This window comes from Ornithinibacillus scapharcae TW25 (assembly GCF_000190475.1).
GTDB classification, from domain to species: Bacteria; Bacillota; Bacilli; order Bacillales; family Amphibacillaceae; genus Ornithinibacillus; species Ornithinibacillus scapharcae.
Window position 1 is genome coordinate 84286 of sequence record NZ_AEWH01000006.1, and the last position, 24394, is coordinate 108679.

24 protein-coding genes and 1 pseudogene are annotated in these 24394 nt (G+C 37.5%); 11 read left to right on the forward strand and 14 right to left on the reverse strand.

Going from position 1 to position 24394, the window contains the following annotated elements; genetic code table 11:
• Positions 1 to 85 precede the first annotated feature (85 nt).
• Together G5W_RS0101680 and G5W_RS0101685 are read right to left on the reverse strand one after the other, a co-directional pair.
• Positions 86 to 1579: an alpha-amylase family glycosyl hydrolase gene (locus G5W_RS0101680; RefSeq protein ID WP_010093648.1), complete on the reverse strand. Its 1494-nt coding sequence runs from the start codon at positions 1577 to 1579 to the stop codon at positions 86 to 88.
• 260 nt (positions 1580 to 1839) lie between these two features.
• Positions 1840 to 2211 carry a YisL family protein gene (locus tag G5W_RS0101685; protein WP_010093650.1) on the reverse strand — a complete coding sequence of 124 codons (372 nt, stop codon included), beginning with the start codon at positions 2209 to 2211 and terminating at the stop codon, positions 1840 to 1842.
• 298 nt (positions 2212 to 2509) lie between these two features.
• On the opposite strand from G5W_RS0101685, the gene G5W_RS0101690 reads away from it, so the two are divergent.
• The 7 genes from G5W_RS0101690 to G5W_RS0101720 all read left to right on the forward strand — a co-directional run bounded on the left by G5W_RS0101690 (position 2510) and on the right by G5W_RS0101720 (position 5801).
• Entirely contained in the window at positions 2510 to 3706 is a 1197-nt protein-coding gene (locus G5W_RS0101690; protein WP_010093652.1) for an ornithine--oxo-acid transaminase, read from the forward strand.
• A gap of 118 nt (positions 3707 to 3824) precedes the next feature.
• On the forward strand, positions 3825 to 4037 hold the full coding sequence (locus G5W_RS0101695) for a spore germination protein (RefSeq protein ID WP_010093654.1): 213 nt from the start codon (positions 3825 to 3827) through the stop codon (positions 4035 to 4037).
• 16 nt (positions 4038 to 4053) lie between these two features.
• Complete coding sequence (locus tag G5W_RS0101700) at positions 4054 to 4257, forward strand: spore germination protein GerPB (protein WP_010093659.1); 204 nt, start codon at positions 4054 to 4056, stop codon at positions 4255 to 4257.
• Positions 4258 to 4328: 71 nt separating this feature from the next.
• Positions 4329 to 4907 carry a spore germination protein GerPC gene (gerPC, locus tag G5W_RS20215; RefSeq protein WP_010093660.1) on the forward strand — a complete coding sequence of 193 codons (579 nt, stop codon included), beginning with the start codon at positions 4329 to 4331 and terminating at the stop codon, positions 4905 to 4907.
• Between the two features lie 2 nt (positions 4908 to 4909).
• On the forward strand, positions 4910 to 5086 hold the full coding sequence (locus tag G5W_RS0101710) for a hypothetical protein (RefSeq protein ID WP_029190967.1): 177 nt from the start codon (positions 4910 to 4912) through the stop codon (positions 5084 to 5086).
• 8 nt (positions 5087 to 5094) lie between these two features.
• Positions 5095 to 5475, forward strand: coding sequence for a spore germination protein GerPE (locus G5W_RS0101715; protein ID WP_010093664.1), 381 nt, complete (start codon positions 5095 to 5097; stop codon positions 5473 to 5475).
• Positions 5476 to 5582: 107 nt separating this feature from the next.
• Positions 5583 to 5801 carry a spore germination protein gene (locus G5W_RS0101720; RefSeq protein WP_010093666.1) on the forward strand — a complete coding sequence of 73 codons (219 nt, stop codon included), beginning with the start codon at positions 5583 to 5585 and terminating at the stop codon, positions 5799 to 5801.
• Between the two features lie 61 nt (positions 5802 to 5862).
• Here the strand turns inward: G5W_RS0101720 and addA are convergent, their stop codons facing one another.
• The 3 genes from addA to G5W_RS0101735 all read right to left on the reverse strand — a co-directional run bounded on the left by addA (position 5863) and on the right by G5W_RS0101735 (position 13846).
• A complete protein-coding gene (gene addA / locus G5W_RS0101725; RefSeq protein ID WP_010093668.1) occupies positions 5863 to 9603 on the reverse strand; it encodes a helicase-exonuclease AddAB subunit AddA in 3741 nt (1246 codons plus the stop codon).
• The gene (gene addB, locus G5W_RS0101730) at positions 9596 to 13105 is read right to left on the reverse strand and encodes a helicase-exonuclease AddAB subunit AddB (protein ID WP_010093670.1); all 3510 of its coding nucleotides are present in this window, start codon (positions 13103 to 13105) and stop codon (positions 9596 to 9598) included. The genes addA and addB overlap by 8 nt, the downstream gene beginning before the upstream one ends.
• A gap of 81 nt (positions 13106 to 13186) precedes the next feature.
• Entirely contained in the window at positions 13187 to 13846 is a 660-nt protein-coding gene (locus G5W_RS0101735; protein WP_010093672.1) for a TVP38/TMEM64 family protein, read from the reverse strand.
• A 236-nt stretch (positions 13847 to 14082) separates the two neighbouring features.
• Between G5W_RS0101735 and G5W_RS0101740 the strand changes: the two genes are divergently transcribed.
• Complete coding sequence (locus G5W_RS0101740) at positions 14083 to 14472, forward strand: YhjD family protein (protein WP_010093674.1); 390 nt, start codon at positions 14083 to 14085, stop codon at positions 14470 to 14472.
• On the opposite strand, the gene G5W_RS0101745 is transcribed toward G5W_RS0101740, so the two are convergent.
• The 4 genes from G5W_RS0101745 to G5W_RS0101760 all read right to left on the reverse strand — a co-directional run bounded on the left by G5W_RS0101745 (position 14420) and on the right by G5W_RS0101760 (position 17189).
• Positions 14420 to 14944, reverse strand: coding sequence for a competence protein ComK (locus tag G5W_RS0101745; RefSeq protein WP_033445528.1), 525 nt, complete (start codon positions 14942 to 14944; stop codon positions 14420 to 14422). The genes G5W_RS0101740 and G5W_RS0101745 overlap by 53 nt on opposite strands.
• Before the next feature lie 123 nt (positions 14945 to 15067).
• On the reverse strand, positions 15068 to 15220 hold the full coding sequence (locus tag G5W_RS23665; protein ID WP_010093678.1) for a hypothetical protein: 153 nt from the start codon (positions 15218 to 15220) through the stop codon (positions 15068 to 15070).
• A gap of 161 nt (positions 15221 to 15381) precedes the next feature.
• Positions 15382 to 16377, reverse strand: coding sequence for a lipoate--protein ligase (locus G5W_RS0101755; protein WP_010093680.1), 996 nt, complete (start codon positions 16375 to 16377; stop codon positions 15382 to 15384).
• 80 nt (positions 16378 to 16457) lie between these two features.
• Positions 16458 to 17189, reverse strand: a complete 732-nt coding sequence (locus G5W_RS0101760) for an MBL fold metallo-hydrolase (RefSeq protein ID WP_010093681.1) — start codon at positions 17187 to 17189, stop codon at positions 16458 to 16460.
• A 99-nt stretch (positions 17190 to 17288) separates the two neighbouring features.
• On the opposite strand from G5W_RS0101760, the gene yhfH reads away from it, so the two are divergent.
• Both yhfH and pepF read left to right on the forward strand, forming a co-directional pair.
• Positions 17289 to 17417 carry a protein YhfH gene (gene yhfH, locus G5W_RS23075; RefSeq protein ID WP_010093682.1) on the forward strand — a complete coding sequence of 43 codons (129 nt, stop codon included), beginning with the start codon at positions 17289 to 17291 and terminating at the stop codon, positions 17415 to 17417.
• A 188-nt stretch (positions 17418 to 17605) separates the two neighbouring features.
• Positions 17606 to 19420 (forward strand): oligoendopeptidase F, encoded by a 1815-nt coding sequence (gene pepF, locus G5W_RS0101770; protein WP_010093683.1) that lies wholly within the window; start codon positions 17606 to 17608, stop codon positions 19418 to 19420.
• Here pepF and G5W_RS23670 read toward each other — a convergent pair.
• The 5 genes and pseudogenes from G5W_RS23670 to hemE all read right to left on the reverse strand — a co-directional run bounded on the left by G5W_RS23670 (position 19414) and on the right by hemE (position 23410).
• Complete coding sequence (locus G5W_RS23670; RefSeq protein ID WP_010093685.1) at positions 19414 to 19581, reverse strand: hypothetical protein; 168 nt, start codon at positions 19579 to 19581, stop codon at positions 19414 to 19416. The two genes, pepF and G5W_RS23670, sit on opposite strands and share 7 nt — an antisense overlap.
• A gap of 17 nt (positions 19582 to 19598) precedes the next feature.
• Entirely contained in the window at positions 19599 to 19754 is a 156-nt protein-coding gene (locus G5W_RS23675; protein WP_010093686.1) for a hypothetical protein, read from the reverse strand.
• Positions 19755 to 20009: 255 nt separating this feature from the next.
• Positions 20010 to 21413, reverse strand: coding sequence for a protoporphyrinogen oxidase (hemY, locus tag G5W_RS0101790; RefSeq protein WP_010093687.1), 1404 nt, complete (start codon positions 21411 to 21413; stop codon positions 20010 to 20012).
• Positions 21414 to 21419: 6 nt separating this feature from the next.
• A pseudogene (gene hemH, locus G5W_RS21875) lies at positions 21420 to 22348 on the reverse strand (ferrochelatase).
• 33 nt (positions 22349 to 22381) lie between these two features.
• Positions 22382 to 23410: a uroporphyrinogen decarboxylase gene (gene hemE / locus G5W_RS0101800; RefSeq protein ID WP_010093693.1), complete on the reverse strand. Its 1029-nt coding sequence runs from the start codon at positions 23408 to 23410 to the stop codon at positions 22382 to 22384.
• A gap of 422 nt (positions 23411 to 23832) precedes the next feature.
• Here hemE and G5W_RS0101805 point away from each other — a divergent pair, with 422 nt between their 5' ends.
• Positions 23833 to 24324, forward strand: coding sequence for an antibiotic biosynthesis monooxygenase family protein (locus G5W_RS0101805; RefSeq protein ID WP_010093695.1), 492 nt, complete (start codon positions 23833 to 23835; stop codon positions 24322 to 24324).
• Positions 24325 to 24394: the final 70 nt, after the last annotated feature.

The following is a 24394-nucleotide window of genomic DNA, read 5'->3' on the forward strand; positions in this document are numbered from 1 at the left end:
ATCAATTGTAACTAATTTTCCAAATAGTTACAACCAAAAAAATAGCACTAGTTTATAAGACTAATGCTACTTTTTTTGTTACTTATTAGCTTCTCGTTTTTTTCTGCTTTCTTGTTAGGTAGACAACACCTACAATAAATAGTAACAGGACGATTATAATAGGAGCAACAAATCCCCAATTAACACCTGAATCCTCTTCAATAATATAGACGTCTGCCGTTTCTCTTGCAAGACCAATTCGGTACTCACCATTATCTAATTGACGGGCTAGATTGTCACCTAACAAGCCCCTTAATTGAATACCAGGTTCTATATCCATTAGGGATACCGTTCTGGAAACACTATCATTATTAATCGCAATATACACCGTTTGATCTTCATAACTACGTTTAAAAACGCTCATCCCTTCATCAGAACCAACAAGCTCAAAGTCACCATATTGGAGTGCGGGGAATTGCGTTCGTAAAGCAAGTGCCTTAGAAAAAACCTCTTCAAGCTCAGGATCACCACTATTAAAGTTTACTAATTGATGCACTTGTTCTATCCCTGAACCGTACATAGGGACATCAGAGCCTTGAAACACAGATGGAACACCTGGAGTAGTTAATAAGTATGTTAATCCAAGCATCCATGTATTAACATCATCACGTTTATTGATGGCAGCAACCTGTGTGAAGCGATCCATTGTTTTATTATCTAGGTAGATTAAACCATTTTTGTTCTCGATTTCATCCCATTTTTCATATATCTCAGAAATTGGCTTATCCACTTCTGCCAATACATCGACAATCGTTTGCGAAAGAATAGAATTTTCCACAATATCAATCGTATCGATATTAAATAGCTCTTTTGGTGCTTCATTAGACAATGTATCCGCGATTACATAAACTTCTGATTTTTCTTCCTTTATCTCACGCGTCAATGTAGTTAGAAACTCTGGAGAAGCTTGATCAGCAGCATGGATCTTTAGTCCATCCAAATTACCTTCTTCTAACCAATACTTCGCCATATCAATTAACATCTCTTGAACTTCGGTATTCTCCTGATTTAAGATAGATACATTCTCAAGCCACGGTTCATCATACGTTTCCACGCTCGAATCCTCTATAATCCAATCTTTCTTTTCTGGGTCACTTACAATAGGGTTTGTATTCGATACATAATTCACAACTAATTCTAGCACGACTTTCATATCCCGTTTATGAGCCTCTTGAACTAACAACTGTAAATCTTCCATTGTTCCAAATTGCTCTTCAACTGTATAAAAATCCTCTACCCAATAACCATGGTAACCATTCTCCGAGTTTTCCATGATAGGTGATAAGGAAATCGCCGTAAAACCTAATTCCTTCAAGTCATCGAGTTTTAATTTAATTCCTTCCAAGTCACCACCATGATAGGCAAGTGGATCATCAACTCGTACTTGTTCACTAAATGCCTGGTTACCATTATTAAAACGGTCTACTAGTATGTCATAAAAAATCTCTTCCTGTATGGAGCTATTTTGTGCAAAGCTTACAGCTGGATATGTATGAAGCAATATCAATACCGCTATAAGAATGAGAGTAAGTTTTTTCATCTATTTTTCCTCCAGCATATTTTACCAGTTTGGTAGGTCGAATCTCTTCCAACTACATAACGATGACAACAGCCAAGTAACATTCCTTTCTTACCTTATTATTCTTTCTTTCCATTCGTCAACGAAAACATCTAAATTGTTAAAAATCCTTCATAATATACCGTGAATCCACGTAAAAGTTTAGGAGAGAAAATTTCCACTTCGCCTCTGAGCCAAAAGAAAAGCCATTCCACAATTGATTGGAACGGCTCTCATTGCCCTTACGGTAAAAGTCCACCTGGTAAACGGAAGAATCCTAATGCAATCGTAATGGCTAATGCAATAATTAATTGAATCCAACCAGCTTTAGCGGAATCATTGTCTTTAATTTTTCCTAAAGTCATTTCCATCGCAGCGATTACCCAAACTCCAGCAATTCCCTTAATAATTGCTTCAACCATCATCGGGCTATCACCACCGAAGTAGTTCGCGATTAAATCCCCACCGGAATAAAGAATTAACAGGTAATCCAAACGAAGAACCATTTGTACAATCTTCGCACCTTTTTGTTTTCCTTGCTTATGTAGAATGATAGCGACGATGAATAAAATTAAAGCTAATGCCCAAGCCGTAATATGTAGATGTGTATTCATCTTTTTCCTCCTAAGTTAGTATTCTCATTTTATAGACCAAAGTGTTTCCATTTTATCATATCATGTAAGCTTGTTCTGTCCTACAAAAAATTATTGACAATAAAGTGAAACTTCATTCAGTAAGACTAACTCCCTATAGATGTCCAATAAGTTCAATTAACATTCCGTGATGACCGCCTTTGCAGAATGAAGTTTGCTCCCTCCTATCCTAGTAAATTATTATACATGATCGTACATATTAATTTTTATTTAATAATGGAGCGAATTATGTTACATTTGCTTATATAGGAGGGATATCATGACAAATATTAGTGAAACGATTATAAGTCAAACGGATACATATGGTGCGAAAAACTATCATCCACTACCAGTTGTGGTTGCAAAGGCTGAAGGTGTTTGGGTGGAGGATCCAGAAGGCAATCGCTATATGGATATGCTAAGTGCTTACTCTGCTGTTAACCAAGGTCATCGCCACCCAAAAATCATCGATGCTCTAGTTGAGCAGGCTGGAAGAGTAACCCTTACTTCTCGTGCATTCCATAATGACCAGTTAGGTCCGTGGTATGAAAAAATTTGTAAACTGACAAATAAAGATATGGCCCTACCAATGAATACCGGTGCAGAGGCTGTCGAGACGGCTGTTAAAGCTGCACGTCGTTGGGCATACGAAGTAAAAGGTGTGCCTGAGAACCAAGCAGAGATTATTGCATGTGAAGGAAACTTCCACGGTCGTACAATGCTCGCTGTTTCTTTATCTTCTGAAGCAGAATATAAGCGTGGATTCGGCCCAATGCTTCCGGGAATTAAGCTAATCCCTTATGGTGACATTGAAGCACTAAAAGCTGCAATAAACGAAAACACTGCTGGATTTTTATTTGAGCCAATTCAAGGTGAAGCTGGCATTGTTATACCTCCAGAAGGTTTCCTAAAAGAGGCTTATGACGTATGTAAAGAAAACAATGTTCTATATATCGCTGATGAAATACAAGCAGGTCTTGCTCGTACTGGCAAGATGTTTGCATGTGATTGGGAAGAAGTTGAACCAGATATGCTTATTCTTGGAAAAGCACTTGGTGGCGGTGTAATGCCGATTTCCTGTGTGGTTGCCAATCAGGATATTCTAGGTGTCTTTAATCCAGGCTCACACGGTTCCACTTTCGGTGGTAATCCACTGGCTTGTGCGGTTTCCATTGCGGCACTAGAAGTACTGGAAGATGAAGACTTAGCTGCTCGTTCATTAGAACTTGGAGAATACATGATGCAAGAATTAAGAAGTATTGATAATCCAAAGATTAAAGAAGTTCGTGGTAAAGGATTATTCATTGGGGTGGAATTAACTGAATCTGCACGCCCATACTGTGAGGCCTTAAAAGAAAAGGGCTTATTATGTAAAGAAACACATGAAAATGTTATTCGCTTTGCACCTCCATTAATCATTACCAAAGATGATCTTGATTGGGCGATTGATCATATCAAAGAAGTTCTAAAAGGCTGAGATTAAGATGCCGCATGTGATGCGGCATCTTTTTTGTATCCTGTTTTTTCCTTTACTCACGATATCCCCTTTCAACAATTTCTAACCATATCATAAACTAACTAAGAGGAGGATTCAGATGCCAGCAAAAGTAGGAGCAGTAAAAATAAATAGTATCTCATCATCCAGCATTTTTAATATAGGAGATGTCTATTCGATGAATCCAGAGAGCACTGCAAAAACATATGCTGGTGGTGGATCTTTTAATTCTGGAGACGGGATTCATGTGAATCTAGACAACTCTAATATCTATGTCTATGATAAAGACAACATCGATCAGCCAATATCCTAATACTGGAGAGATTATAATGAATATTACGGTTCATCAATCCATTCATATCAATCTATTAAAGGTAGGATCTATAACCAATTCCTCTGTATTACAGATAGGAAGTACAGGGGCTATTGGGGCATATTCCGAAATTTATAATACTGGGGGGTTCTCAGAACCCGCAGAGGAAGCTACTCCGCAAGGACAACAGTCCCCTATTGTACAACTTACACCCCTCTAGCACAGAAATAAAACTTTAGCATACAATATTCATAGTTATTAGCCTAGACCGGATGTAAAGGGGATTAGACGATGAATATGTATGAGTGGCGTAATCACATCTACGAACTACAGCAAATCACCTATAAACAGAGTGAACAAATACGATTACTAGAAGAAAAAGTTAACCAGCTCGAGATGAAACTTCAACATACCAGTAGCCCTTCCATCGATAAGATTGAATACCACTTCGATCAATTAAAAATCGAACGTTTGGATGGTACGTTGCATATCGGACTTTCCCCTAATGAATTAGCAAACATCGACGACCTAGGTATTCCGAAATTTCAGCATAAACAAGTCCAAAACGAACTGAAACAAAAGCTCGTTCCACCAATTAATCATTTTATTAATGAACAAGGACCAGAAATCATTCGTAACTTATCCGAAAAAAATAATATGACCATACCTAAAAAACTAGAAGGTGACATTATTCACGATATATTAAGTCAGGTTCCTGATAGAATAGCATACTATGAAAAAGAAGCGAAAGAAAAACACCATATTACAGATGGAATCCAGCTAGAAAGCTTTATTCTAGACCATGTAAAAAAAGAAATCTACCATTCCTTACAACGTTTTATGGAAAAATCTGAGGAAAAAGGAGAATGATTATGAATATAGAAGTCCATAACTGGGGGCTCTGTGTTGGAGATGTCACCATAGATACAGTTGCCTCTTCCTCTGTCTTTCTAATTGGAGATAATGAAGAAATGAAACTATCTTCATTTTTTGATACTCCACCAGAATCCTATGTCTTAGGAAATATCGTACCGTTAGCTCCTTATTGAGGTAAATCATGCGGAATCGAATGGTACAACTCTCGCAAAGTGAAATCAATACAATTGCCTTTAGTTCTATTTGTAACATTGGAGATTCGGTACATTTTAATCCCAAATTTAAGGCAATCGCTGTACAACGTGAAGGTAATTCATGGAATGAAAATTACGACTTCCATTTTTCTGAATATTCTTTATTTCAAAGACAAACTCATTGGGTTCACTTAGATTTACCGGTAGAAATGAACTCTAATCATCATAATGGAATTCAGGTTAATTCTGTATCTATATCCGATGTTAGTCAGTCCTCTCTTTTCCAAGTTGGCGGACTAAACAAAATAAATGCAGAAACTAGATTAAAGCATTTTCGGATTTTACTTGATGACTCTGTAGGGGGTTAAAATAATCGTCAGATTGTTTGTTTCATAGAATAATAATTCACTCATACACACAGAATCACAAGAACTCACATATTTTAAAGTAAACTCTTATTTAGTAGGTGTTTTCCATGCCATCAATCGTCGGCCCAATTAAAATAAATAGTATCGGAGGCGGTGTGGTCAATTTTGGAGATTCATTCTATTTGTCCCCAAAGAGCACAGCGAAAACCGTTACTGGTTCAGGTTCATTGAATACAGGTGATTTTATTAATACGAATACCGGGGCAAACCTAATCAATCCTCTCGATCCAGATGTAAATGATCAAAATCAAACCGCTAACGCTTAACTTTCACCAACATGAAAAAATCCGTCGCCAAGCTACAGGCGACGGATTATTATACTTCTAATTAATTTGGTACTTTTACTAACAGTTGTTTCGAAAAGAAATAAAGATAGGTTTCCTCAACAGGAGCATTCCAGATGGCCTCAAGTGCATGACGATAGAGATCTAACTGAACACGATATCGGTTCACTAGTTTTGAAATAACATCATCATCCACTTCACCTGTAATATGATCTGTTTTATAATCCAGTATAATCCATCCATTTTTAGCAGGGATTACCGCATCAAAAACCCCCTGGACTAGTACCTGTTCCTCTATCTCACTATCCCAATTTGCATATACCTGACTAGCAGGTAACGTAATACTAAATGGAACCTCACGATAGAGCTTTTCTGCCTCCATCATTAATTCAGCAATGTCTGTATCAAAGAACTTCTCTACCGCCTCTATGTCAACGGAATCTGCTTCTTGTCTTCGTAAAATCTCACGTATTACCAATCCTTCAATATATTCTTCAATCTCTTTCCTAAACATCTTTCTCTCAAATGGAAGATGCTGCATCACCGTGTGCATTGCTGTACCTTTCTCAGCTGCGGAAAGTGTCTTTTCTTTTTGCATAAAAATTGGCTTCTTTGCTATCGGCGTCTTAAATGGCTGAACTAACTGAGTAGCACTATATTCATCTTTTATTTCACGCTGACGCTTTATCTCTGTTACACTTTGTTTCGCTCGAGAATAAGCCGCTTCTTCAAATGGATATTGGAAGGATAGTCTTTCATCCACAAAGGAATCTAATAATGACTCTTCTATAGCAACCGGTTCCCATTCCTTAATCCTCTCTTTAAGTAGTAAATCTTCCTCAATAGAATCTTCATCTAAATTGGTTAACTCACTACCATGCAATATCGTAATATCCCATTTAGAAGGATCAATCCGAATCTCTTCTAATATAGCATCATGTATTTCTCCAGTTCGTAATGCTTCTGTATGGGAATGGCGAATCAACGCTGGTCCAACCCAGTCTAAATAGGACTTCGAACCAATTCTGAAATGAGCTGGTAATATCCATTCGGAATGCTCTAAAATAGATTCCCATTTATCTCGTTTATCGACAAAGGAGGCTACATTACCAACCATCACTAGTTTTTCTCTGGCCCGTGTTAATGCTACATAGAGTACCCGCATCTCTTCTGCAAGCAGCTCTCTTCGCTTTTCTTCCGTTATCGCATGGTAGAACAACGTTGGATACGTAATTCGCTTCACTGGATCAATATATTTGGTAGCAAAACCTAGGTCCTTATGAAGTAAATAATTTTGTCGTAGATCCATCATATTAAATTGCTTATCCATTGCTCCAACAATAACAACAGGAAATTCTAACCCTTTACTTTTATGGATTGTCATAATGCGAACAACATCTTCTTGCTCGCTCAAGGCTCTCGCTGCACCTAAATCATCGCCTTTTTCCTCCATTCTCTCAATGAAACGCAGAAAGCGGAATAAACCTCTGAATGAAGTAGTTTCATAGCCTCTAGCACGATCATAAAGAGCTCTAAGGTTAGCCTGTCGCTGACGACCACCTGGCATCCCACCAACAAAGTCAAAATATCCTGTTTCCCGATAAATTTGCCAAATTAAATCTGATAATGCACCCTGTCTAGATGCAAGGCGGAATCGTTCCAGCAGCTCGGTAAACCAATTTAATTTGGTTGTTAATGCATCGCTGTTTTGTTTACGATATTTTTCGACTGCATCATAATACGTGTTTCTATTATCAGCCAGTCTAATTTTTGCTAACTCATTCTCATTCAAGCCCACAATTGGTGACTTCAATACAGACGCTAGTGGAATGTCCTGTCTAGGATTATCAATAACCTTCAACAAATTCAACATAATTTTTACTTCAATTGCTTCAAAATAACCTGTCGACAACTCCGCATAAACTGGTATTCCTTGCTTCTTCAACTCATCAACAATAGTTGGAGCCCATGTCATGGAACGAAGTAAAATGACAATATCACGGTATTGTACATCTCTTAAAGACTCGGTAGCCTTGTCCACTACTTGAAGGGGGGCTTTGTCCTCTGTACCAATCCATTGTTTTATTTTCATGGCATATGCCCTAGCCTCAAGCTGTGCATTCTCTAAATCACGATAATCTTCCTCATTCCCTGATGCCTCATCATCGTCGATACTGGTTTTTGCTTCAGGTTGCTGTCTATCAATAATGATTAATTCTGGATTTGGTTCAGTTAATGGTAAGGAATCATACATTTTATTGGCATAGATTAGTTCTGCATCGCTATCGTAGTTAATTTCTCCCAGATTCTCATCAAGAATTTGTCTAAAGATATAGTTCGCTCCTATTAACACAAGCTCTCGGCTTCTAAAATTACTAGCTAAATCAATCCTTATCCCTGGGTTATCATCTAAGGCAAATCGTTTGTACTTTTCAATAAATAGAGATGGTTCAGCGTGTCTAAAACGATAAATACTTTGCTTTACATCTCCCACCATAAACATGTTCCCAGGACCAACCTGGTCACTTATCAATGTTAATATAGTTTCTTGTACTAAATTGGTATCCTGATATTCATCAACTAATAACTCACTAAACTGCTTCTGCAAATTTCTTGCTACGTTTGACGGCTTTGGTTCTTCGATTGTCGAGGTTTCATCCAGTAGTAATTGCAAACATAAATGCTCTAAATCCGAAAAGTCGACTACTGCCTTTTCTCGCTTCGCTATGGTAAAGCGATCAATAAAGTCTTTCACGATTTCCGTTAATGCTTTTACAACCGTTGCTAGTTCTCTCATGTCCTCTACATGGGCAGATAGATTTCTATTAAACCAATTATTAGCCATCTTTTCCCAGCGCTTTTTATACGTACCGCGTAATTTCTGAACTCTTTCTTTCTTATCCTTGTTAATATCTGGTCTTTTTCTCGATAGGTCAGTAAACTTACTAGTGATCATAAACTGTTGTAATTCATCCCAGGTTTCAAGCTTCAATATTGCATTATTTAATAGCTCTATATCTGCTTCAATTGTATCGATATAGTGATATGGCCCATCACTTTCTCTTGCTATTCTCAGAGCTAAATTCATTTCCTGTTCCAGACCACTAAACTTATCGCGTACTTCTCGTTTAATTATCTCTAACCAGGTTAAATCTTCTTCTGTCCATTCTTCAGGCACTTCATATACTGCAGCCAAATCATCTAACCATTTGTGTGGCCATGGATTCTGGACAGCAAAGTTATAAAGCGCTAAGACTAATTTCTCTACATCAACATCGTTACGGTCACCAGAGAATCTATCCACCACTTGGAAGAATTTTTCTTGGTCTTTCCCTTCTCTGCCATACCAATCTTCGAATAAATCCTCTAAGACATCCTGCTGCATGAGATCGGCTTCCATATCATTTGCAATTCGGAAGCCTGGATCAATATCAATTAGGTAAGCATACTGCTTCACAATATCGAGACAGAATGAATGTAAGGTCGATATCGAAGCACGTTGTAGTAGCGATAATTGCTTTTTTAAATGATTGGAGGTCGGATCCTGTTCCAGTGCTTTTTCTAAAGCTAAGCCGACACGATTTCGCATTTCCTGTGCCGCTGCATTTGTAAACGTTACGACTAGAAGGGAATCAATATCAACGGGATTTTCTGTCTTTAGTAGCTTTTGGATAATTCGTTCTACAAGTACTGCTGTTTTACCAGAACCAGCAGCAGCAGCAACTAACACGTCACTACCCTCTGTATAGATTGCCGCCTCTTGTTCCTTCGTCCATCTAACCATTGATATCTCCCTCCTTCGTGCTTAGTTTTTCTAATACTTCTTCCTCTTTCATTTCAGTCAATCTCCTAAAGTCATTCGTTTCTAGAGAAGAATCAAATTGACATACCGATAAAAATGGACAATACGTACAGGCCACTTTTTGCTTTCGCTGATATGGATTTAAGTGTACCTGTCCCCCAGTAATATCAATCCCCGCTTGATACATTAAACGATGGATATGCCCTTGAAGGATGGAGAAGGTTTCTTTCCCTGCAACCTTGGAATTCTTACTGGAAAAACTACCATCTTTTTTGATTTGTACAGGGATAATTTCACTATGTCCCGACTCCAGTGAAGTGTCCATCATTTGCACCACGCGTTCATTATTTATCAATAGACCCTTCATTTTATAACTTTTAAATAACTCATTTTCTAATTCCTCATCTGACATTTGGGCGTTACCAGAAATCATTGGATTATGAACATGGAAATATAGTACGCCTGCTGGTGTCGCTTTCTTTCCAAGCCATTGTTCCGATTGTGATAATACGACATCCAAATACGTAAGCATCTGCATGGCGATTCCATAATAGACATCAACCATATCTAGACCTCTTGAGCTTGATTTATAATCAATAATTCGCAAGTATAAATCCTCTTGGTCTAATGCCTTATCCACTCTATCAATTCTACCTCGTAGCTTAATTTCATATCCATTTGGCAGTTGTAAGGATACTGGCTTAAGCTTATCCCCTTTTGTACCAAATCCAAGCTCTAAGCCGACTGGTGAAAACTTACTCAATCTTGCTTGCTCACTTAACACATATGCCGCGCGAGCAATAACATGTTGTAGCTTTTGCTGGATGTATTGATATCGATTGGTGCTATGAAGAATCTGATGCTGTAATATTGGCGCAAGACTCGTTACAGCTCTCTGGGCATAATCATTTGCATCCTTCTTTGTTAAATGAGCAAAATCCTTTCCTTCCTCCTGTATCCATTCCGTAATAATCTTTAATGCCTCATGGAAAAGGTTACCAATATCTGGCGCATCTAATTTATAAGTTCTTCGCTCATCCAACCCTAAACTATATTTAGCAAAATGCTGATAAGAACAACTAAAGTACGTTTCTAACCTCGAAACACTTGCTGTTAATTGTTTCGGGTACAGTTGTTCCACTGTCTCCTCTTCCATATCTGAAGGCGTATTCTCATAGAACAGACTTTGTAAAATGGTATAGGTCGTACCGTATTTTTCGTGATTTTTCACATACCAATTTAACACATTCCACCAAACAGGCATTACAGGGTACCCTTTTATACTCCTAGCTAACTGAGCCGTTAAGGCTGATCTTGTCTTTACCGGTGATGTAATAAAACGGTCTGCTTCATATAATTCATCTGGGTCTTGTAGTAGAACGTGCTCCCTACAAGATGGGAACATATCTTCCAGTCTTTTTATTAGTTGTGATGGCATTTTGGATTTTCCTTCTTCATCACTAAGCGGATAACTAATCCATAGATAGTCTGAAGCAGATGAAAAGGCTAAGTACATATAAAACCAATCATCTAATAACTGTCTTTTACTTGTGTCTGCTAGCTTCATGCCACTCGCTGCCAACATTTCCCGCTCTGTTTCATTAATCATTCCATCAGCTGGCGGTTTTAATGGCCAAATCCCTTCATTCACCCCTACTAAAAATGAACATTTAATTCCACTAATACGTGAGCGGTCAATTGTACCAACAATGACATGATCGATACTAGGTGGAACATGTGAGAACTTTAATGTTTCAAATCCAGCATCAAGTGTGACACGAAAAGTTGAAAGTGACATTTCCTCTTCTCCAGCCATCTCTACCATTTCATCCATTAGGTGGATGATGGCATTCCAAACCTGTTCTTGTTCTCGCCCTTTGGAAAGTTGACCATTTTCATCAAAAATAGTACGCATTTCCTCCAGTTTGGCAGGAACTGCTATTTCCTCCAGTAATGTAAATAGATTAATGCAAAGCTCCCGAATAGTTACTGCCGAACGGATTTTCGCATCAAATGCTCCTAGTGAATGAATAACCTGTCTTCGGAAACGATTAATCCTTGTTTGCATTTCCTTCTCTGCATCAGTTTGTGCTCCTCTATCAAAACCACGGAAACGTTGAAAAATCCAGTCCTCTTCACTCATCCACTGCTTCCGAGAACGGATACCATATTCAATTACATAGTTTTCCAGTTCGTCTATTGCATCACTTGTCAGCGGATATTCATCATCTGTCTCTGGAATAAAACCGGTCTTCAGCATGCGAAACACCGCATCATACCGCCAATTTGTATCCACTACCTCTAAGGCAGAACGAATAAATTCAATGAGAGAATGATTCAGCATCGTACGCTTTTCATCAATAAATACTGGTATATTATAATCCTCAAAAATAGTACCAATAATATCTTGATATTTCTCTGTTTGACGAATTAATACGGCGATATCACGATAGCGGTAATTCTCTTCTCTTACCAGACGAACAATCTCTTGAGCAACCCCTTCAATCTCTGCCCGTGGATGTACTGCCTCTGCGATTCGAATCGGTGCCTCCCCCTCAAATCGCGGTGCAGGACGCACATCAAAGTTACGCTCTAAATGGGCAAAATAAGGTTTATCTCGAAACACACCATCGTTAGCATGTAATACAATACTATCCTCTATTGTAATTCCATTAACATTTGCGATCTCTTTTAAAACCTGATATGTCTCCTTAGTTTGATAAAACAAGTCCATATCAGATAAAATGGCGTGATCCACATCCTCCTCTGTTGTTAAGGTTACCGTGATTCGCTCACACTTCTTCAGCAACGTCTCTACGACAACTAGTTCCTTTGGTGTAAATCTGTGGAAGCCATCAAAATAAATCTCTGCTCCTTCTAATGACTTCGCCTCACCAATTTTTTCTGCTAATAAACTTAGTTGGTCCTCCCCATCAATATATTGGTTTGCTAAAGCTTGTCCTAGTTTTTCATATATATAATGCAAGTCTTCCAACTTATTTACTAATGCTACTTCACCTGGCTCCTTGTGGGCATATTGGTTAATTTGATATTTCTGAGTTAATAAGGTATCCGGTGTAATTTCATACCGCTTAAATTCCGTTATGATTTTTTCAAGTTGACTTAAGAAACCTTGTTTTTCCACCGCCTTTTGGAATACATGCCAATCACCCTCTTTTTCCTCGATGATTTTACGTAGCATCATTTGTATCCCTACCGAACTAATAAACTGTCTTGTTGCACCACCTGTTTCCTGTAAAATAAGCCAAGCAAGCCGTGAAAAACTTGTCACTTGTGTACGACTACTCCCTTGGAATTCCTTATCACGAAATAGTGTATATTCTTGTTCAAATGTCATTTGATCTGGAACGATATAAAATATCGGTGGCCCTTGAGGGTTTGCTAATGACTTCTCTTTAATCTCCTCAAATGCTATATTGCTCTTTTCTGTTCCAGCTCTACCTAATATAAAACGGAGTCCCACTTTAACTTCCTCCTTACTTAACTCTCCAGTAATGAAAAAAACTTACTGACTAAGACTTGTACAAGACAGAAGTTTTGGTTTTTATTTTACTCCCTCTGAGTCAGAGATTTCTTCTTTTTGCTTTGATTTTTGATGTAATTTCGTTTCAATGAATTTTCCTAATACCCAGAATAAAATAATACATACACCGACAACAATAGTTTTTGTAGGATTTTGTGCAAATGATGCAATGCTGGATCCTACATAAGCAATGGAAAATATCATGACGGATTTTCCAAGTAACACTGCTAAAATAAATTGATAAATGTTAATGTTAGACAGACCAGCAACAACATTTATTACGGCTGATGGAGAAAATGGAAAACACATCAGTAGAAATAATGGACCGAATCCATGCCTCTCCAACCAACTAGTAACTCTTTTTACTTGATTGTTTTTACGTATCTTTACAAAGATTCTTTTGTCACCAAGGTTCCGAACAATTAAAAATACTAGTATTGCTCCTAAGCTAGAGCCTGCCCATGATAATAAAAATCCTTCCAGTAAGCCGTATGCTGCGGCATTTCCCATAACAAATACAACTAACGGTAAAAATGGTAGAAATGCCTCGATAAATGGTAGTAGTATTCCAGGTAACGGTCCTAAACTCTCATAATCTTGCAATAGTTCCATTATATATTCGTCTAAATTGTCATTCTGAATAGCGGTTTTCCAATCTGTTATGATACTAAAAAGATTCATTCAATAAGTCTCCCCATCCAAGCCCTTTATGTATTAATTTTATTTTAAAGGAATTTATGCATTATGAAAAGTTTTAACCAAAGTACCAAATACCTATACATGGAATAACCTAGTATTCTAAAGGTAGTATCGCCTATACCCTTTCATTTTCTATATTTTTTTAAACAAATAGTGTATTTTTTATTTACTTTGGCGTATAATGAGAACAAATGTTCCTAATTGGAGGGGTAACTTACATGCGCTATTTAACAGATGAAGAATTGAGAATTGCTACACGCTTTCTTTTTCTTTCAATGGCAATCGTCGTCATTCAACAAGATATTCAGCACATCCAAAAGGGTGCTTTTAAAATAAAAGAACCATATATACAGCTCTTAGAAAAGATGAATGCAAATGCACTTAGTGAGCGTAGACAATTACGTTCAAAAATGGAGAATAAAAAATTACGTGTCATGCTAATTAATAAAAACGACTCCTTTTCTTCCTATCTCTTTATTAGTAAAGGAAAAGAAGAAAAGAGAAATTACTTTAACCCCGCTATTCGAAAAAAGGTAGAAGAAATTGTCCAAGAGATTATGTTGAATGCTTTGGCTCAAGAACAACCTTTCGCTGTTGCAAATGCTTAATCCGATTATCTAATAGATACCTGAATTGTGCTGTACGGTGAATCTGATTCATAATTGATCCATAAGAGGCATCAATTGTAATCTTTTTCCCGCTTTTAAACACAATTTCTGTAGCGCGTTCATCTGTACGATTCACATGATTAATATGGGTATGTGCTATCCAGGAGCAGGTTACATTAGAGGGGGAAGAGGTAGGAAAGAAATACATGCCACTTGAAGGGTCAATCGATATTGGGGCTTTGTGGGTAATCCCACAAATATCCCTCGTACCCTCTTGTCTGCCCTTGAGACTCGACCCAAAAAAACGACAAGCATGGTCAATTAATTTACTCGGGGAGTGTTCTACCATATATTCCGCTTCCTCTTCCAGAACATAAGTTTGAACATTTCCATCATCATCCTCTTTTGATACAATAGCTAGCGTTAACGGGGTAATTTCATGTAATGGAGAATATAAATCTTCTATAAACATGTTAATGTTCATCCTTTCCACTATCCATGAAAGGGTATGGCTTATGAAATAATGTATCAAAAGTATCAACAAAATAATAGATAAAACGATTAAAATTCAACAAATCAAGATATTTTCTCTTTATCAATCTTTGACTTCATCATTTTTGGAAATATTTCCTTCAGATAATTGCTTTTCGAGTTTCGATTCCGATGAATATACTTCCGATGGTAGTACAAAGTTGGGATTTAATATAGTAAAGGTTTCTAATTCCGGATTTCCTTCTTGTTTTTTCATGCAAAATTCCTCCTTCATGAACCGATATTATATTATTATGCATAAATCCCATTTTTTTCATACTTTTTTCATGAAGAATTAAGGCGAATGCCGGAGAAGGCTGAATAACGCATTGATAACATGAATGAAAAAGCCCACAAAATGATTGTGGGCAGATGTTTTTAATATAACAGACCAATAAAGTCTTCTTTTGTAATTTTTCCTAGATAATGTGCGACATCAATGTCATCAAGTGCTTTTTCGATTGCTTGTTTTTCATGACGTACACCAACTAATTTATTCTCAAGGTCATGGATATCCCCTAAACCAAAGAAATCTCCATAAATCTTACAGTTCTCAATAATACCTTTTTTCACATCAAAACGTACATCTAATAATCCAGATGGGAATTTATGAGATGCTTGTACATTAAATGCCGGTGATTTACCATAATTCCATTCCCACTGTTGATAACGTTCCTCAGAAATCTTATGAATGTTCTTCCAGTCTTCTTCAGTTAATTCATAACGAGGAACATCCTTCACATCATCAACCTGAAATACATGTTTCAATATACGCTCTTTAAATTCCTCCATAGAAATTTTCTCATCCAGGAACTCGGAGATATTAGCGACACGACTACGAATAGATTTAATCCCTTTTGACTCAATCTTCTCTTTTTTTACTTTAAGGGCTTTTACAACATTATCGATTTCAGAATCAAGCATTAATGTACCATGGCTGAACATACGTCCTTTTGTTGAGAACATGGCATTACCAGAGATTTTTCTTCCCTCTACTACAACATCATTTCTACCTTGAAGCTCTGCTGGAACTCCAAGCTCATTCAGAACTTCAATTACTGGCTTTAAAAATTTCGCGAAGTTATGGAAACTTTCTCCATCGTCCTTCGTAATAAAACTGAAGTTTAGATTTTGTTCGTCATGATATACCGCTCCACCACCAGAAAGACGGCGAACTACTTTAATATTGTTTTCTTCAACATAATTTGTATTAATTTCTTCAATTGTATTCTGATTTCTTCCAATAATGATGGAAGGCTTATTGATATAGAATAATAAGTATGTATCCTTCTCACCAAAGTTTTGCAGGATATATTCCTCAATTGCTAAGTTAATCGTTGGGTCAGTAATGCCTTGATTATCAATAAATTTCACAGCTTTCCCCTCCTAATAGATACAGTTTTTTTCCAGATATTAGTTTATCGAAAAATAGATAGGTAAGCAAAGAAAAGACCTTATTTTTCCCATGACAATCCTTCTTCAGCCAGACGAATTTTGCCATTAAAAACTTCACTTGCTTGCTGAATTAAATCCTCACGATTACCGTACTGTGGTAGATGACTTAGTATTAATTCTTTCACATTTGCCTCACTAGCGATATGTCCACCTTCTTTGCTTGTCATGTGTCCAGCACCTGAACCATCTTGATTCGCATAGAAGTTGCAATCGGTGATTAATAAATCAGCATCCTTACTAAAGGCTATCCAATCTTCTTGATAACTAGTATCTGCCGTATATACGATGACACTCTGCCCATCGGTAATTCGCATGCCATAGCATGGCACTGGGTGCTTGGTCTTTTGGAAAGTAATCGAAAATGGACCAACCGTTAATGTTTGAGTCGGATCATATGCTACACCTTCCGTGAAATCATGTGTCAACTTATTAAATCCATCCATATCGTCTGTATGCGCATAAATTGGTAAAACTTCTTTATTCCCTATCACATAAGATTGCACTAGCCATGCATATTGAAGCACACCAATATCGGCAACATGATCATGATGATAATGCGATAGGATTACAGCATCAACATCCAGGACATTTTTGTATTTTTGAAGTTTGGAAAGTGAACCACTACCGGCATCTATTAGTAAAGTGAAATCATCCTTTTCTAATAAATATGCTGATGTTGCACTATCAGGGGCGGGATATCCTCCCCAATAACCTATTACTGTTATTTTCATATGAATCACCTCTACATTATTTTTGTTGTAACACAGCGTTGACTGTTTGCATACTGTTATATTACAATGAAACTACTAAGCTAAAGGAGGAACTTCGTTATGCTGAATGTGCTTGAGTTTTTTCGAAATCTTCCAAAGAAAAAGTGTCAAAAATGTGGTCAAGACATTTTAGAACAAGCAGACTGCTATATCAATATTTGCGAAGAATGTGACCATCCTGCAAGATAAGATACATGTATTCCTCCTAATTCTATACCTTAGTCACAAGAGATACAACTCTCTAACAGCTACTTCCAGATAGCTGTATTTTTTTTGCTAAAAATATCAGAAAAATCATATCCTTCCTTCTAGTTTTGTATTATAATATTTAGACTACCGAAATACTTTTGGTGTTTTTTTAGAAAGGGGAAAATAAAATGACAACTACTAAGACTAAAAGATTATTACGTTCCGAAGTACCCGAAGAACAAAAATGGGATTTAACAGATTTATATCCTACCTTTGAAGATTGGGAAAAGGACCTACAGGCGATTCAACATGACGTGACTGAGATTACCCAATTTAAAGGAAAACTAGGTAGTGATGCGAAGACGCTATTGAACTGTCTTACAACACTAGAAAACTACCGTGAGCGTCTAACACGAGTAGGTACATATGCTAGTTTAAAAGCTAGTGCAGATGGAAGTGATCCAGAAAATCAACGTGACTCTGCTAAAGTTTCATCAGCAGGAGCAAGCATTGGTGCAAAGCTATCCTTTATCCAATCTGAATTGCTAACACTTTCAGAAGAAACAATTGCACAGTTCTTACAAGAGGAACCAGCACTACAAACCTATAAAAAAATGCTAGATGATATTTTAGAAGAAAAGCCTCATACATTAGCACCAGAAATCGAGGAAACATTAGCTGCTTTAGCAGAAGTTCATGGGGCTCCATATATGATCTACTCTCGTAGTAAAGCCTCAGACATGGTGTTTGATTCTGTCATTGATGAAGATGGCAAGGATCATCCAATGTCGGCAGCACTATATGAAGATCGCTTTGAATTAGAATCGAATACTAAGCTGCGTCGCGATGCTTATGATTCCTTCGTAAAGACATTAAACCAGTATAAAAACACATTTGCTGCTACCTATGCAACAGAGGTATCGAAGCAAGTAACCATGGCACGCTTACGTAAGTATGAATCTGTAACAGACATGCTACTCGCTCCACAAGAAGTAACAAAAGAAATGTACGAAAATCAATTAAATGTTATTCAGGAAGAATTAGCACCACATATGCGCCGTTATGCTAAGTTAAAGAAAGAAAAGCTTGGATTAGATGAGATGCGTTATTGTGATTTAAAAGCACCATTAGATCCAGATTTCAATCCGAAGACCACCTATGAAGAAGCAAAGACAGTCATTTTAGATTCATTAAAAGTAATGGGACCGGAATACACAGAAATTATGGAAAAGGGACTAAACGAACGTTGGGTTGACTTATCTGATAACGTTGGGAAATCAACTGGTGCTTTCTGTTCTAGCCCATATGGTGTTCATCCATACATTTTAATGACATGGACAGATACGATGCGTGGTGCGTTTGTATTAGCACACGAGCTTGGACATGCAGGACACTTTTATCTTGCTGGTAAAAACCAATCTCTATTCAATACAAGACCTTCCACATACTTTGTTGAAGCTCCTTCTACAATGAATGAATTGCTGTTGGCAAATCATCTCATGAGTACGACAGATGATAAACGAATGAAGCGTTGGGTTATTACGCAATTATTGGGTACGTATTATCATAACTTTGTAACACACCTATTAGAGGGCGAATACCAACGTCGTGTGTATGCACTAGCAGAAGCTGGTACGCCACTAACGGCTAGTGTACTAACACAACAAAAACAAGAAGCACTAGAAAACTTCTGGGGAGATTCTGTTGTTTTTGATGAAGGTGCAGGATTAACTTGGATGAGACAGCCACATTACTATATGGGTCTATATCCATATACGTACTCTGCTGGACTAACCGTTTCTACTGCTGTAGCGAAACGTATTCAAGAAGAAGGAAAACCAGTTGTCGATAGCTGGTTAGAGGTTCTCAAAGCAGGCGGCACATTAAAACCACTTGATTTAATCAAACAAGCTGGAGTCGATATGTCAAAACCTGATGCAATCCGCGAAGCAGTTGCTTTTGTTGGCTCGTTAGTTGATGAACTAGAAAAAAGCTATCAATAAATAATAAAATTGAAACGGTCATAGACTTCGGTAGTCACTTGACCGTTTCTTTTTTGCTCCCCATGTCTATTGATGAAGTTTTGCTCGGAAACGCGATGAGAGCCTCCATCTTCATCTTCTCCTTCACTATTCCTCCTCAAGAACGTGATGATACCATTCATCATCATCTTCTCCTTCACTATTCTTTCTCGGAAACGTGATGATAGCCTCCATCTTCATCTTCTCCTTCACTATTCCTTCTCAAAACGCGATGAGAGCCTCCATCATCATCTTCTCCTTCTCTATTGCTTCTCAAGAACGCGATGAGAGCCTCCATCATCATCTTCTCCTTCACTATTCCTCCTCAAGAACGTGATGATACCATTCATCTTCATCTTCTCCTTCACTATTCTTTCTCGGAAACGTGATGATAGCCTCCATCTTCATCTTCTCCTTCACTATTCTTTCTCGGAAACGTGATGATAGCCTCCATCTTCATCTTCTCCTTCACTATTCCTTCTCAAGAACGTGATGTAAACCACTCATAATCTACTTTCACTGAAAAAAGCAGTATTTGCTCCCACGCAAATACCGCTTTTTCTATATATCATTATTTATCTTTTAAAAAATCCAATACCTGATGTACTGCTTTTTCTCCTTGTTCGATACAGTCAGGGATACCAACCCCTTCGAAGGAACTACCAGCAAAGTAAACACCTGGAAGCTGTTCACTTGCAGCACTTCGCACTTGAGCAATTCTTTCTATATGTCCAACTGTATATTGCGGCATGACGTTTTTCCAGCGTGAGATAACCGCAAAATCCGGTTTGGCTGTAATATTCATTGTTTTATTTAAGTCCTTTAAAACAATTTCCGTTAATTCCTCATCTGATAGATCCACTACTTCTTGGTCACTCGGTCTACCTACATAGCAACGTATTAACACTTTACCTTCAGGTGTTGTGGATGGCCATTTCTTATGGGTCCATGTACAAGCAGTAATTCGATGATCACTGTTCCTTGAGACAACAAAACCAGTTCCATCAATATCCTGCTTAATGGCTGATTGGTCAAAAGCGAGTGCAACATTAGCTACAGAGCTAGAAGGCACATCCTTAAATACCTTCAAGAAATCATATTGACTGAACATTTCAGGTAAGGTTGCATGTGGTGTTGTTGCAAGTACCGCAGCTGCTTTAATCACTTCACCATTCCCTAACAATACATGATATGTCGTATCCTTTTTCTCAATATGGTCAACAGGTGCTTCTAGTATAATGGATTCTCTATCAAGCTTTTCTACTAATTTATCAACTAAGGTTTCTAAACCATTTTTAAAAGAGAAAAATGCACCAGGTGCCTTTCCTGTTGTCTTAGGTGGATTCGGAATCGTTGCACGCAATCCTTTAATCAAGCTACCATATTTCTGCTCCAGCTGATAAAAGTTCGGGAACGTTGCCATTAAACTCATTTCATCGATATCTCCTGAGTAAATTCCAGATAGTAATGGTTCAATTTCATTTTCAACTAGTTGATTCCCAAAACGACGGCGCATAAATCCACCTAGAGATTGATCCGTCTGCTCATCACCTTTTGCCTTAACTAGGTCAAATAAAGTACGGATTTTACCGACAGGTGAAACAAGACTAGACCCTAGGAATGGACCAATTTGCTTTGGAATTCCCATAAAGGCCCCTTTAGGCATTTTATGGAGCTTGTCTTCAACTAGAATGTAGGATTGACCAGTTCCGTTACGGATTATTTGGTCTGCCAGCCCTAATTCTTCAACTAATTTCATACCTGGCTTTTTCCTAGCAATAATAGAATCTGGTCCCCGTTCAATGGTAAATCCATCCCGCTTGTACGTGATAATTTTGCCTCCGAGGCGGTCGCTTGCTTCTACAAGCTTCAATTGATAAGGTAGATTCTTATCTTTTATCTCTTTTTGCAAATAAAAGGCAGCGGATAACCCTGTTATCCCGCCACCTATTATTACGATTGTTTGTTTATCCATTATGCATCACGCTTTACTTTTATTTTGTACAACGTTTGCTAAAGTTTCAATAAATAAAGGATGTGTGTTTGGCATTGGTGGGCGATAGTAGCTAGCTCCCAATTCATCACAAACCACTTTACATTCATAATCATTATCATAAAGAACCTCTAAATGGTCAGCGATAAAGCCAACAGGTGCATAAACAAATGAACGGTATCCTTTTTCCTCATATAGAGAACGAGTTAAATCTTGCACATCTGGTCCTAACCAAGGATCTGGTGTATTCCCTTCACTTTGCCACCCTAGCTCATAGTTCGTAATCCCAGCTTTTTCCGCAATAAGTCTTGCTGTTTCAGCTAATTGATCTGGATATGGATCGCCGTTTTGTAGTATTTTTCTGGTAAGCTGTGTGCAGAAACGATAAGAACTGCTTTTTCACGTTCCTCATCAGACATTTTCGCATATTCTGCATTAATATGGTCTGCCCAGTACTGAATAAATCCTGGTGCATCATACCAGCTTTCTACAGCACGAATCTCGATACCATGTTTAGCTGCTTCTTCACCAGCACGAGTATTATAGGATTTTACACTAAATGTAGAGTAATGTGGTGCTAATACAATAGAAACAGCCTCTTTAATACCGTCTTTTGCCATTTCAGCAACCGTATCCTCAATAAATGGTGTGATATGTTTTAAGCCAATATATGCCTTATATTCATACTCATCTTGTATTTCATTTAATTTAACTTCAATAGCTTTCGCTTGTTCCTCTGTTATACGAGCTAGTGGTGAAGTTCCACCAATTGCTTTATAACGATCCTTTAAGTCTTGTAATTGTTCATCAGAAGGCTTTCTTCCATGACGGATATGTGTGTAATAAGGTTCAATATCCTCTTCTTTATATGGAGTACCATAAGCCATTACTAGTAATCCTATTTTCTTTCTTTCCATTTCCTACACCTCTTCATGTAAGTTTTGATTCGCTTAACGTTTCGAGTACGTATGAATCAGTTCTGTTAGTTTTTTCAATGTTTCTGGTTTTATATCAGGTGTTACACCGTGACCTAAATTAAATACATGACGCCCATCTTCTTTAGACATATCAAGGATTTCTTTCGCACGAGCTTCAATTGTATCCCAATCTGCAAGTAAGATTGCCGGATCGAGGTTCCCTTGTAATACTTTGCTTACGCCTAAATCCCTTGCTTCCTTAATGGATGTTCTCCAGTCTAATCCAATGACGTCAACCGGCAAATCGTTCCATTCCATTAATAGATGGCTTGCACCAACGCCAAACATAATCAACGGTACATCTTTATTTTGTAATTCACTAAAGATACGATCCATGACTGGTTTGATATAGGTTCTGTAGTCCCTAACATTTAAAGCACCTACCCATGAATCGAAAATTTGAACAGCCTTTACGCCTGCCCTAATTTGTGATTTCACATACGTAATCGTCATATCCGCTAACTTATCCATTAATGCAAACCATGTTTCTGGATTTGCATACATGAAAGCTTTTGTTTTTCCATAAGTTTTAGAAGGTCCACCTTCGATTAAATAACTAGCTAATGTAAATGGAGCACCACTAAATCCAATCAATGGAACTGTTAGTTGTTCTTCTGTTAGTAAGCGGATCGTTTCTAAAACATAAGGAACATCTTGTTCTGGATTTATCGTACCTAATTTTTCAACATCCTGCATACTTCTAATTGGATTATCAATTACAGGTCCAATTCCAGCTTTAATTTCAACATCAATACCCAGTGCTGGTAAAGGAGACATAATATCCTTATAAAGAATTGCAGCATCAACATTGTACTGTTCAACTGGAAGTCTTGTTACGTATGCACAAACTTCTGGTCGATGTGTAATTTCGAATAGAGAATATTTCTCCTTCAGTTCTCTATATTCTGGTTGTGATCTTCCTGCCTGTCTCATAAACCATGCAGGAGTATAATCCGTAGTCTCGCCCTTGTAAGCGCGAATAATAGTATCATTCAGTTTCATGTTCTCACCCTTTTTGGATCATCACTAGGACAGCATCCATACCTTATATGTAATAATTAGGCATCATGCCTAAACTTGCCGTTCATCTTATTCTACTATAACGATTTACCACTTTGATGTATAGGAAGATAGGCCTTTTGTCATTAATTTGTCTAAATTTAGCAAATGTAGTAAATCCGTCAAATTAGAGGGATTTGCCAAATAAGAATGGAGTAAAATTCATCATAATGGGTTATAATTCCAATTTCTATACGCTAAAATAGAATGTATAAAGTCTCCCATACATGTATTCTATTTCACAATTGGTTGTAGAAATGAAGGCAATACTAGTTACAAAATGTATTATACGTCAAATCTCTCGAAATATAAAATAATAAGAGTTACTAGTTAATAATAATTTTAGAAACAAGGAGTCTGATATCATGAAAGCATATATGACGAATGGAACTTTTGATTTTTTAAAGAAGTTAAAGGATAAATATCCAGCTATCCAGTTTTACTTCATGTCCGGAACTTCCAATGATTTGGCTTATTATGAGGGTACCTCTTCAAAAGTGTTCGCAGCAGGCAGAGAATATGAAATCATTATTCAGAGCGGAAATATTCAAGATAAGGGCTATGTTGTCATGAATAATATACCTGTAACAGACGAAGGTAAACCGGTTTTCGAGGATAACTTTAAGAAAAGAAAACAAGCTGTCGACAATCGGGAGGGATTCTTAGCCTTTCGATTATTAAAACCAAAGAAAGGGAATACATATGTTGTTTTCACACAGTGGAAATCCCATGAAAACTATGAGAACTGGAAGAATTCTAGTGACTTTCAAAAAGCACATAGTGAAACAAAACCACCCGCATATTTTGCAGATCGACCGTTTGTAAATACGTATCAAATGATGGAAGAAAAGGAATAACTACTTCCTTACGAACAAAGGACAGTCCCTTTTTATCGGGACTGTCCTAATTTATATCTTCCTATCAGTT